Origin of the sequence: Aquimarina discodermiae (assembly GCF_040786235.1) — a bacterium.
Taxonomy (GTDB): Bacteria; Bacteroidota; Bacteroidia; order Flavobacteriales; family Flavobacteriaceae; genus Aquimarina.
The window spans coordinates 87,286-99,924 of the sequence record NZ_JBFMKP010000017.1 but is presented as its reverse complement, the minus strand read 5'-3'; the positions used below and the strand labels follow the sequence as shown (position 1 = coordinate 99,924).

The following is a 12,639-nucleotide window of genomic DNA, read 5'->3' as shown; positions in this document are numbered from 1 at the left end:
GGTTGTTTTTTAGACAACCTCTCTTAATCTTAAAGAAATAGTGTTATCCTACCCACGACTAATCTTTAATCCCCATTGTGTAGTTTTAATTTTCTGAAATTCGTCTGGAAATATTAAAACTGTTTTCTGCTTGATGCCTCGTGAGTTTACTACGGGACAGTTAACATATTTTCTTTGGTCTTACTCTTTTAAAATTGTTTTTCTTAACTCTCGCCCATCACTAGTAGTAAGATGCAAGAAATACATTCCTACGTTCAATGTACTTGTATCTATTTCTATAGTTGTTTTTTGAAGACTATTCTCTGATAACATTTCTTGTCCCATATTGTTTTTAATACTCCAGTTTGCAATACCTGTTTTATCTTCTAGGTACAAAACATTCGATATTGGGTTGGGATAAAAAGAAAAAGAGCTTTCTTCAATACTGTTGCTTTCAGGATTATCTTGTGCATCAAAGCTTTTTCCTTGAACATTTTCTGGCGCTGAGGACCTACTTCTTGGTTGTAGTATGTTACAGGGATTAGATTCGATTTTTAAAGTAATACTTTTGGTATTTCCTTGTGGTTTAATAGTAATATTAGATCGACCGTCTATGCTAATCTCCTTGCCAGCTAAGATATCATAATTTTGATAGATTCCTCCCTTTATTGTATTAACGATAGAAGGATAGTCTGCTGATTTGAGTTGTAAATTATAGCATGCTCCCAATGTATGAGTACTCGAACTGCTAGATGACTTTGAGGTAACCCCGTTATGATCATTAATTCTATTGGCATATAGCGATTGGTTATCAATTAGAGCATATGGGCAACCACTATATCTTTTTAATCCTTTTTGGTATCTGCAAAAATCTTCATGATCAGGTACTCCATCGCCATCAGAATCAATCTCAACGGTATTGTTTTCGTTTAAGTGGCCTTTCACAATTCGGCTACCATAGATATATCCATTATAACTACCGAATCCATATACGTCTAGCACTGTGACTTCATACGATTTTCCATTGAGAAAATCATCTGGACTTATGTTTTTTAATAAACTTTCAAAAAAGTTTTCTGCACTAGCCGATAGTGTTATTTCTGCATTAGAATCATATGATTTTGATAATCTTGAGGTTCCGTATTTTCTTTCTTTTACTCCATATTCGGTCATATAGAAACCATCTGGGGTATCAATAGTTATCCCTACAGAGGTATTCTTATCTTTACCAAAAAGATCATTAAAACTTTTTCCCAGGCTTTTTACTAATCCCTCAACTCCTTTTGCTACAAGCTTATTAATATCCTTTGGTGTAGGATCATAAGTACCCACATAAAAGTATATTTCATAGTTAAACGATGCATCGTCAAAAGGAAACTTGTCAAAAACATTATGAAGCCCTTGTATACCACTATAGGTAGTATTTCCATTAATATCAATGACCCTGTTATATCCATTATCCTTAATCAAAAAACTATTGTTAAAAACGGGAGGAAATGGATACTCTACAGGATATTTGATTACCACCGTTCTACCCATTTCCAAATATTTACAAAAGTTATCACGTTTCCATGTGGTAATGCCTAAGAATTTTTTCTTCTTTTGAGATTTAACTTTGGCATAAACAGTTGAAAATATTAAGTAATTCTGATTAGAAAATTTCGTTCTTATTCGTTTGTCATCGTTAATATAATTTATACACACTTCTGAGCTACCTGGGAGCAAGGATTCAAAAAAACCGGCATCATCAAAGTTGCAGTATTTTAAATTATAGGGTGGAGCATAAGGATCGTTTGCTGATGATCTTTGACTGCCATCAGGAACATTGTAGTCATCGTTAACATCTATAGAGTTTTTATAATCGTAGCTAAAATACCTAAGGTCATCTCCCAGATTGTACACGGTATTTCCATTAATCATTTCTTTGGGTAATGAACTTGATGATTTACTCAAATTTTTTTTGGCACTGATTTTTTGGTGGATATTACTTTGTAGATTACGGGTATAATACAATCCATCTTCTTCATATTGAAGTAATTTTCCTCCTATTACAATCTGTCTTTCGTTATTGAGTAAACAGGCCAATCGATCATCACCGATAAGTTCGTCATCTTCTAGATCTTCACCAGAAATCGCAATACCTTTACTTTGTAAATAGGCAATTCTATTTTCTACGTTTAGTAAACTTTCAAATCCCTTATTTTCTAACGAGGCAACAATTTGGTCTAATGCATCTTCAGAATCATTGGTGGTATAAAAATCAATAAAACGCTCCAGGTGATCAGTAGATGTAAATATTAATCGTTTGTTTTGTGTATCAACTTGCGGAAGGTTTACTTGAGAATGTGCTGTATAAGCTATTATTAGTACAGCAATAAAAAATGTTATATGTTTCATCCTTATGTGTTTTTTCGGTTTATATTGGTCATAGGCTATCTACCTCGAACTAGTTTCTCGAGTTATATTTTTGATAAATAGATGCTTGGGTATGGTGCTCCTGTCAAACTGAGCTTGTCGAAGTTTTTAATTTTTAAAATGTCTTTGACAAACTCAGATAGACAATGATGTTATGAACACCCTATGATAAGGATATAGGTTTATTGTTTACCTAATTGTGCTTCTAACGATTTGATGCGTTTTTCTTGCTCGATGGTATACAAGGTAAGTTCTTCTACTTTTTGAAGTAACAGGTTGGTCATTTCTTTAAGTTGTAACCCTTCTTCTCGGATTTGTGCTGCAGATGGCATGGCAGGTAAATGGTGGTTTTTCTTGGTAAATGCTTCTACTTCTTCTAGTGTGGGCATGGTATATGATGATTTTAGTTTTGAAGTACCTTCATAATACTTCTCAAACACATAATCTGCAGGTATTTTTAGGTCTACAAGAACCTCTTCGCAATGAACTCTTCCCTTAGCAGTAATATTTGCAACTCTTATATTGGTATATGGAGTGTTACTATCTGAATTCCAGAAATTTATTGTTTTTTTCTTACCATCGTAGAAAATTTTAGAAAAAGATCCATCATCATAACTAGCATTATAGGCTCTCATGGTAAAATAGCCATTGGTATGATCAAAAGAACCGTGCGCATTCCCAACTCTTATATTGGAGTATATGGTATTACTATCTGAGTTCCAGAAATTTATTGTTTTTTTATTACCGTCGTAGAAAATTTTAGAAAAAGACCCATCGTCATAACTAGCATTATAAGCTCTCATTGTAAAATAACCGTTAGTATGATTTAAAGCCCCATTTATCGGATTTTCTTGACCTTTGACTCCGAAACCAAATGCAAGTATCATTAATAGAGAGAGAACAGTTTTTTTCATTGTAATTTTTAAATTACCATTTGTGTTAAATTTATTGTCTTTTGCACTTCCAATAAAACCTTTTGTCAAAAGTGCTAGTGTAAAAATTGTTTTTTTCATGATTTACTTGATTTAATTTTTTATAAAAGTTTTTGTTATGGTTGTTGTATTGGTTTGTAATATAAGCTCATACATTCCTTGCGGTAGTGTGTTTACATCGATATTGTTATTGTTGGGTACTCCTTCCCAAATGTTAACCCCAAAAGTGTTTACGATTTTATAATGTAAGATGGGGTAGTCACTCTCGATGGTAATGGCGACCGTTGTTGGGTTAGGGTATATTTTTATGGTTGGTTCTAGATGATTTGGGTTGAGATTACCTTTTGATTCACCATTTCTACTCCCTATTCTGGTTCTGTCTCCTGGTTTAGCTGGTATAATGGGTTCTTCGAATACAAGATCAATGGGTCTTATTCTGATGGTTTGATTTTCTTTGGGCGTAATTCGAAGACTCTTATCCTTATGAAAGGTCGTAAACCCGTATATTCTAACATTAGAAGCAGTATAGGTAATGGTCACATCTTCATTACAACTCGAGTAGTCTTGTCTTACGATGATTTCAGAATCCCCAATTATCCTACTTATTGTATTGCATCCCGAGGCCTCCTGTGCCAGAATAATTTGAGCATATAACATACCCACTAGTACTATTAAATATCCCTTTGTTTTCATGTGTACAAATTTGAATGTAAATTGGCTACAAAGAAATACCATATTTATGGTATTTTTGAAGCGTAAGGATTAAAACAATGAATACATTGCGCTTTTTTATCAAGAAAATAGGATTATGTTATCTATTTTTTACGCTATCTGTGGGTGCACAAGAAACTACAGATATCATGCTGTTACATGAGCAGTATAAAAAATATGAGTTTAAAAACTTGCCGAAAGCAACTGTGTATGCCAGACAAGCAGTTTTATTTTCAGAAAAAACAGGTGATGATGATTTAATATTACAATCTAGCTATTATCTGGCAAAGGCTTTATATAGAGAACGTAAGATCCAGGAGTCTAAAGAAAAGTTTCAGGAGTGTATAAATTTGGCTAAAAAACATAATGATGTAAAACTTCTAAGTCTTTCTTATATCTCTTTAAGTAAAGTGAATAGAAGGCAGGGGAACTATACGTTAAGCTTACAAAATTTAAAGAAAGCTGAAACAATTGCGAAAGAATATAAATTTGATGAGGTATTACATAGAGGGATAAATGCAAGAGCTGTATTGTATACAAGAACACAGGACTATCGTAAATCCATTGCTTTACTAAGAAGTACACTCAAAAAATATGCGCATACCGATGCTGATCATACTTTAACAGATACCTATCGTATTTTGGGAGACTTATATGCAGGGTATCTTCCTGTTCATAACCGGGATAGCAGTGCTTATTTTTATAAAAAAGGAATCGAAATTATCGAGAAAACAGATAATGATTTTGTAAAAACTAATTTGTATTTGAATTATGGGGATTTATTGATACAATCTGAAAAATATAATAAAGCATTCCATTATTTGAGTTTGGCGGAAAAATTAGCACAGCAAACATTAGCCTATTCCCGTTTGTATTCTGTAAGCGTTAACTTAGGTACTTACTATTTTGATATAAAAAATTATCCCAAATCCATAGAAAAATTTCAAAAGGCACTACAAGAATATGGAGCGTATGCCAATGGAGATCAAAAAGCCCATACCTATTGGTTACTGGCAGATGCATATTACTATAATAAACAGTTTGAGAAAGGCTATTTGCAACAAGAAAAATTGATTTTATTAAAGGATAGCTTATTTACTATAGACAAGAATAAAACTTTCGAAAAATTACAAACCGAGTATGAGGTAGCACATAAAAACGATAAAATCTCGTTGCTCGAACAGGAAAAGAAACTAGCTACGCAGCAAAAAATAATCATTCTTGTAGTAGGGTTGTTACTATTAATTCCTTCCATGTTGTTTCTGGTGATTTATAGATACCGTATCAAAGCTCAAAAAACGATCCAAACGCAGCAATCCAAATTACACCAACAAGAAAAGGAGCAGTTACAACAAGAACAAAAGATAAAACGAATAGAAGGTTATATTGAGGGAGAAGAAAAAGAAAAAAATAGAATTGCATTAGAGTTACATGATGGTATTGCAGGGCAATTGGCAGGTATAAAACATTATGGAAATACCTTGTTAGATAGCCCAGAAAAGACAAAATTATTAAGTAACCTGACTCAAGTAACTCAAGAAGTACGTTTATTATCTCATAGTTTGAGTACCAATTATAGTACCCAGCAAACTTTGACAGACTTACTGCAGATATTGCAAGAACAGTATAAGAATCATTTTAACATAGAGATATCCATATACCCTCTAGATAATCTGGAAAGTATTACAGATCAAAAGAAACATTTTTTATATCGAGTATTGCAAGAATTAATCAGCAATATTTATAAACATGCCAAAGCCAGTACAGTTACGATTTCTTTAACCATAGCAGAGGAGTTGACATTGATTGTAGAAGATGATGGTATCGGTTTTGATATTGATATTATATCTAAGAAAGGTATAGGTTTACAAAATATAAAAGAAAGAGTTGATGCGCTGGACGGTGAATTACTAATAGATACCCATATTGATAATGGAACTACCGTAATTATAAAAATACCAAATGACTAGGTTGAAAACTTTGGGCAAAAGTATTTAACATTTATGAGTATCAAAAATAGATTGTTTAACCCCTTTTCTTAGAGTTTTGTCATTCCAGCGTAGGCTGGAATCCATTTTCAACTCCTATGTAAATTGGACTTTTATAATCAAAAAAAAGTTAGTTTTTTTAAATGCTTTTGCCTAGGCTGAAGAAGGCATTTAGTAACAAGGGTTTATGGAAAAAATTAAAATAATATTGGTAGATGATCATGTAATGTTCTTAGAAGGACTAAAAAGTTCTTTAGAAAAGTATCCCTTTATAGAGGTTCTGAGAATTTTTGATACCGTAAAAGAAGCGTTACAATTCTTGAAAATAAACACCGTTGATCTTGTTATTACAGATATGTCAATGCCAGATATGAATGGTATCGAATTTATCAAGGCTGTTAAGCAAGACTATAAAGGCCTTAAGGTATTGGCGATAAGTACGTTTAGTCCGTTACACTATGAGCCCAATTTCTATGATGGGTATTTACTCAAGGATACAGATATTGATACGGTAATAGAGGCGATAAAAACTATTATGTACCAAGGCAAGACTTATTTCTATCGGGAAATGAGTATTGCAAATGAATTGAACTTTTCTACTAACGTTCTTACCAAAAGAGAAAAGCAAATAACTGCACTAATAGCGCAAGAGTATACCGTAGACGAAATAGCCAAAACACTTTTTGTTAGCAGGCATACAGTAGAAACTCACAAAAAAAATATTTTTTTAAAATTGCAAGTAAAAAGCAACGCTGGATTGATCAAAAAAGCAATTCAACTAGGAATAGGCTTAGATCAATAGGCACTTTTAGAGTGTCACTAAAACTCTGAAGCTTGATCCAGAACTATAATCCAATCAATTTATTAGTTGAATTGGTTCCTTCTCCCTTTGGGAGAAGGTTAGGATGAGGGTTTTTCATAGTGATCACGATTACCCTCACCTCGATCCTCTCGCATAGGGATAGGAAATACACCTAGTTTTTATCGTAAGACATATTTTTATCTTATTCTTACTATGTCATCTTTAATCAATAAATTTAAATTGGATACATTTTAATTCAAATGTAATTTACATCCCTCTAAATCTCCCTTAGAAAGGAAGACTTAAAACCCCTTCCTTTGAAGGAAGGTTGGGATGGATGTTTTACAAAAACTCTAAGAAGACAAAGTAGAATTATCGAGCAACCACATACAACCCAAAAATAGCTACAATAAAATAACAAGTAATGGTCAGGGCTCCTGCGTAGTCTTTTGCAACTCTTTGTCCAAATAAGAGGAGTAATAAGGTGATACAACCCAAAAATATAGCAATAACGGCATTCTCGAGTTGATTATCTGCCAGAATACTATAAATTGCAAGTATACAATATACAGAGGTGATTATTTCTAGTACAAGAACGATTGCTAACAGTAAAGGAACCATGCCCCCCATAAACGTTTTAGAAAAATGCCCTTTTAGCCAGGCAAGATTTCCTTTCCAGTCCAATGTTTTATCCAGTCCCGATTGTAAAAAAGTAATTAAAAGAAATAGTAAAATAGTGATGGCAACTAGGTTGCTCATAAAGTGTTCCATAATGTAATTTTATAGTTAGTGTGATTTGTTTAATGGTTCTGGTTAACTACTTTTTTTATGTAGTAAACGAGTTAATTTTATCGATAAATCTGTAAGAATGATTTTTGCATTACCGTTACGTTCGATATGATATGCAGCGTCCTGTAGTTCTTTAGAAATGTCAAGAATATTACCTCCGTGTATAAAAGGAGCAAAATTCTCTAATTTAAAACCAGGATTCGTAGGTTCAAAAAACACTAAATCTTTGGCCCCATAGTTAAGGAGCAAAGCTTGCCTAAAAAAATCTAAACAGTAATTCAGAAATTTCTTTTGCGTCTCTCTTCCGGTTCCTGCTATAGACTCGCTCCATGAGATGAGGTCGCGTACAGCTGCTTTGTTCCCTTTAGCCTTAAAAGCGGTGCGTACCCACTGTATAAACCATTCTTCAAATTGATCATCGCCACCATCTTGGTGTAATAGTCGTAAAGCTTTGTTATAATCCCCATTTGCCCGATGCGCTATTTTGGTAGCTTCGTTTACAGGTATTTCTTCATTTTTTTGTAATGCTTCTTTGATCACTTGCTCTCCCAAGGGAGGAAAATGCAATACCTGACAACGAGAACGAATGGTTTGTATAATTTGTTCCTCATCTTCGGTTATAAGAATGAAAATGGTTTTTTCTGGTGGCTCTTCAATAAGTTTAAGTAACTTGTTCGAAGCAGCAATGTTCATTTTATCAGCCATCCAAATGAGCATTACTTTATGCCCTCCTTCATAGCTTTTTAGAGAAAGTTTTTTAACAATTTCCAGAGCCTCATCTACTCCTATTTGCCCTTGTTTTTTTTCAATTCCAACAGACAGATACCAATCAAAAATACTTCCGTAGGGATTTTCCTTTACAAAATTCCTCCATTCTTCTGCAAATTGATCAGAAGTTGGGTGTTTTTTTACTTTGTCATTGACCGCGACGGGATATACAAAATGTAAATCGGGATGTGCCAGATGATCAAACTTAATGTTACAAGAAGCCTCACCTGCTGTGTTTTCACCATTTTGATTATGACATAATATGTATTGTGCATAGGCAATAGCCATGGGTAGCGTACCACTTCCATTAGGCCCTGCAAAAAGCTGTGCGTGTGGTATCCTATTGCGACCTGCGCTGGTGGTCAAATAGCTTTTGAGATGTGTTAATCCTAATATTTCTGAAAAAAGCATGGACAAATATAAAAAGAAGAATTAGCCAAAAAGTATGAATCACCAATTTAATCTACATTAAGAAATTTAATTTTCAGAATTTTTATCGAATCTCATCAATCAGGAAGTGATCTACTACCCTAAAAACAAGTATTATATCGAATAGCAAGTAGTATATACTCTTCTTTTGTTAATTAAATCGTTAATTTGTCTTGGAAAAATTTTAATCAGAAATAAGATTATGGAAAACATTAGAATACTATGGGCTTTATTATTGGCTGTTACATTAGTTACATCCTGTAAAAAGGACGATGATCAAACAGATCAAATGGATCAAACAGACGAAATCGGCAATAGCTTTACATTTGAGGATACGACTTATGATATTACCTATGCAGTGGTAAAGGATTTTGATAATCATATTCAATTAACATTGGCAAATGTTGATTTTTATGGAGGGAATTATACAGGAGAGCTAGATTTCGTAGGTATATTATTTAATGCAACAGAGGTTTTACCAGAAGGTACTTTTAGTTTTAAAAATGATACCGACCCAGATTATGATAGTACACTTCATTTTTTTGATAGTGAAGCGGGAGCGGGTTTACAAATGGCCAACGGAGAGGCAGATACATCATCCAATTATTACGAAAACATTGACTCAGGTACAGTTACTATAGAAAAATCTGAAGATGAATACACAATAGAATTCAAATTGATATTCGATAAAGGAACTTTTGATGGATCGTATACAGGTAAAATTGAAAATAAAATTACTAAAGTTGAAGACAAAATAGTAGGAAGGTGGAAGCTAGTAGAATATTTTGAAAATGACGAATCTTTTACGGCAAACGAGTGTGAGCAAAAATCAATTGTAGAATTTAGAGAAGATAATACTTTTACAGATATAGCTGTAATAGACGATGAAATGGATAGTAGTTTATGCATTTATGATGGTTTTGGTATTTCCGGAAAATATACTGTCGAATCTGATGTATTGACAACAATTACCGAGGAGGTAGTAGCCATACCAGAAGATCTTAATGACCCAAGTTTTATTGAAGAGGCAAAAGGTGAGAATGAACCTCAAACTATTTCTTTTGAAGAAAATAAACTAACTCTTTTTGAATCAATTCAAGATGGAGATCAAATCTTGACATTTAAATTGATTTATGAAAAAACTACAGATGAATTTTTTGAAGAATAAAAATTATTGAAGCTACAAAATTCAAATTTGACAAATCCATACGAATGCGTCGAAAATAAGCTGTTTTTTTAGAGTAAAATAGATATAACTAATCCAAGATATATGTTTTTATCTTGGATTTTTTTTGGTATTTGTAGCTGAATTTTAGGTTTTTAGAAGCCGGTATAGCATACTTTTTTACAAAATTCATTTGTAGATTTGTACAAATAATTAATTAAGGTACAATGAAAAAAGTATATATAATTTCTAAACTAGGTTACTGGATTACCCAGATACTTACAGGATTTTACATCTTGATTGTAGTATATGCGGCCTTTGTTTTAGGTTTTAAGAATAGTGCATTAAGTATTATAGATAATGGAGAAAGGTTCCAGATTTTTTTCCCATTTACCAAACAACCATTTTTATTAGGTTTTTATAACGCTTTATACATCTTGGTACGATTCTTTTTGGTTATGATTTGTTATGGCGCATTTTTTTGGTTGCTAAGCAGAGTATTTGATGTTTTTACCAAAGAAAAATTGTTTACACAAAAAGCATATCAAAGATTAAGGAGGTTTTATATCATTAATTTATGTGCTCCTATAGTATTATTAGTACTGTTTCATTTTTTATTTTCTGTAGACAAAGGAGATACAATGATTGTATTTTTGCACATGCTATTGGGCATATTCATCTTCTTTTTGGCAGCAATATTTAAAAAAGGACTTACACTTCAAGAAAACCAGGACTTAATCATTTAATTATGGCAATTATAGTAAACATAGATATTATGCTGGCCAAACGTAAAATGAGAAGTAAAGAGCTAGCCGAAAAAATAGGAATCACCCAAGCCAATCTTTCTGTGCTTAAAACGGGAAAAGCCAAAGGGATCAGGTTCGAAACATTAGAACATATTTGTAAAATTTTAGAATGCCAACCGGGAGATATCTTAGAATATACACAAGATAGTTAGGCAAAAAATATCAATTAAAATCACGGTTTTTTTAAGGTTGTCAGAAACTTATTTCTGTATAGCACGGCCATAGCTATGCCAAAAAACTCCTTAGAAAGTAAATTAATATCAATCAAAAATCAATATTTATGAAACTATTAACAACAGTATTTTTTTTACTACTAACACAAGTAAACTTTGCACAGGATAGTGCTCAAAGAATAGACAGCTTGATTAGGGGTTTGGCCTCAGAAGGAAAATTTAATGGCAACATTTTGGTAGCCGAGCAAGGAAAAATAAGCTACCTAAAAAGTATAGGTTTTGCTAATGAGACTACCAAGGAAGAATTAGATGAACATTCCGTTTTTGATCTGGCATCAGTTTCGAAGCAATTTACAGCAATGGGGATTATGATCTTAAAGGAGCAAGATAAACTTGCATTAGAAGATAAGATTGCCCATTACCTCCCAGAGTTGTCATGTTATCCAGAGATTACCATCAAAAATTTGCTACATCATACAAGCGGACTACCGGACTACCTACGAAAACTACAACCAATTGTAGATAGAACAAAGAAAATAACTAATAAGGATATCATTAAATTATATGGTAAACATCAGTTTCCTTTGTATTTTGAGTCTGGTACAAAATATAAATATAGTAATACGGGATACGCATTTTTGGCAAGTATTATCGAGCAGATTTCTGGTAGCACCTATCGTGAGTTTCTAGATAAAATGATCTTCAAACCATTACAAATGACCAGAACATTTGTAAACCCTTCTCTATCAGAACTAGAAAAAATAGATAATTATGCATACGGGTATCTTTATGATAGAAATCATAAAAAATATGTGTTACCCAATAAGATAGAACGGGCTAGAAAAATGTTTGGTTGGGTAAATGTAGTAGGAGATGGTGCGATTCATGCTACAGTACTAGATTTATTAAAATGGGACAGAGCTTTATATACTAATACGTTGGTATCTCAAAAAAGTATCAATGAAATGTTTACCCCCTCATACAATAATGATAAAATATTGAAAAGTTATGGATATGGGTGGAGTATCAAAGAAAACATATTGGCAGGTAAGTTTGTACGACATAGTGGGGGATGGCCTGGATATATAACAGAAATCGAAAGACACATAACTTCCGATAAAACAATTATTGTATTACAAAATCATTATGACGTAGAAAAAAGCCCAGCTAAGGCAATAAGAAATATAGTATATGGGAAAGATGCTCCAAAAAAAATGATAGAATTGTACAACGAAGGAAAGAGTGTTATAGAAATCCTTTCATTATGTCAAGACCCTAATACAGCATATAGGGTAGATGGTTTTTGGGAAGATGAAATCAATCAGTTTGGATATCAACTATTAGAAAAAGAGAAAATACAAGAAGCGCTTAGTGTTTTTAAATTAAATGTTGAACTATATCCAGAAAGTGCCAATGTGTATGATAGCCTGGGCGAATGTTTCATAAAATTAGGTAAGAAATATTATAAAGAAGGTATACAGGCATATGAGCAATCGTTGGCATTAAATCCTAACAACAAAAATGCGGCTTCGGTGATAGCAGAATTAAAGAAATAAAGATTAAATCGAATTGTAGTATAAATAACCAGAGATCCTTTTTTCTATGAATTTGATAAAACTAAAAATTATAGAAATAATTGGACTAATTTTTCCCTTAGAATACAATGTTTTTGAGGAAATAGA

The 12,639-nt window shown here is 32.7% G+C and carries 11 protein-coding genes; 6 read left to right on the top strand and 5 right to left on the bottom strand.

Features of this window, described 5'->3' with window-relative positions; genetic code table 11:
• Positions 1–180 precede the first annotated feature (180 nt).
• The 3 genes from ABW636_RS12605 to ABW636_RS12595 form a co-directional block, all read right to left on the bottom strand.
• On the bottom strand, positions 181–2,376 hold the full coding sequence (locus ABW636_RS12605) for a T9SS type A sorting domain-containing protein (RefSeq protein ID WP_367590379.1): 2,196 nt from the start codon (positions 2,374–2,376) through the stop codon (positions 181–183).
• Positions 2,377–2,576: 200 nt separating this feature from the next.
• Positions 2,577–3,407, bottom strand: a complete 831-nt coding sequence (locus tag ABW636_RS12600) for a hypothetical protein (RefSeq protein WP_367590378.1) — start codon at positions 3,405–3,407, stop codon at positions 2,577–2,579.
• A gap of 12 nt (positions 3,408–3,419) precedes the next feature.
• A complete protein-coding gene (locus ABW636_RS12595; RefSeq protein ID WP_367590377.1) occupies positions 3,420–4,019 on the bottom strand; it encodes a T9SS type A sorting domain-containing protein in 600 nt (199 codons plus the stop codon).
• Between the two features lie 77 nt (positions 4,020–4,096).
• On the opposite strand from ABW636_RS12595, the gene ABW636_RS12590 reads away from it, so the two are divergent.
• Positions 4,097–6,007, top strand: coding sequence for a tetratricopeptide repeat-containing sensor histidine kinase (locus ABW636_RS12590; protein WP_367590376.1), 1,911 nt, complete (start codon positions 4,097–4,099; stop codon positions 6,005–6,007).
• Positions 6,008–6,212: 205 nt separating this feature from the next.
• Positions 6,213–6,827, top strand: coding sequence for a response regulator transcription factor (locus ABW636_RS12585; protein WP_367590375.1), 615 nt, complete (start codon positions 6,213–6,215; stop codon positions 6,825–6,827).
• A gap of 372 nt (positions 6,828–7,199) precedes the next feature.
• On the opposite strand, the gene ABW636_RS12580 is transcribed toward ABW636_RS12585, so the two are convergent.
• Positions 7,200–7,598, bottom strand: a complete 399-nt coding sequence (locus ABW636_RS12580) for a DoxX family protein (RefSeq protein WP_367590374.1) — start codon at positions 7,596–7,598, stop codon at positions 7,200–7,202.
• Positions 7,599–7,640: 42 nt separating this feature from the next.
• Positions 7,641–8,795, bottom strand: a complete 1,155-nt coding sequence (locus ABW636_RS12575) for a DNA polymerase III subunit (protein ID WP_367590373.1) — start codon at positions 8,793–8,795, stop codon at positions 7,641–7,643.
• Positions 8,796–9,015: 220 nt separating this feature from the next.
• On the opposite strand from ABW636_RS12575, the gene ABW636_RS12570 reads away from it, so the two are divergent.
• From ABW636_RS12570 to ABW636_RS12555, 4 genes are all read left to right on the top strand, one after another.
• Positions 9,016–9,981, top strand: coding sequence for a lipocalin family protein (locus ABW636_RS12570; protein WP_367590372.1), 966 nt, complete (start codon positions 9,016–9,018; stop codon positions 9,979–9,981).
• 224 nt (positions 9,982–10,205) lie between these two features.
• On the top strand, positions 10,206–10,724 hold the full coding sequence (locus ABW636_RS12565) for a DUF2975 domain-containing protein (RefSeq protein WP_367590371.1): 519 nt from the start codon (positions 10,206–10,208) through the stop codon (positions 10,722–10,724).
• Positions 10,725–10,726: 2 nt separating this feature from the next.
• Positions 10,727–10,936 (top strand): helix-turn-helix domain-containing protein, encoded by a 210-nt coding sequence (locus ABW636_RS12560; RefSeq protein WP_367590370.1) that lies wholly within the window; start codon positions 10,727–10,729, stop codon positions 10,934–10,936.
• 128 nt (positions 10,937–11,064) lie between these two features.
• The gene (locus ABW636_RS12555) at positions 11,065–12,513 is read left to right on the top strand and encodes a serine hydrolase (protein ID WP_367590369.1); all 1,449 of its coding nucleotides are present in this window, start codon (positions 11,065–11,067) and stop codon (positions 12,511–12,513) included.
• Positions 12,514–12,639 lie beyond the last annotated feature (126 nt).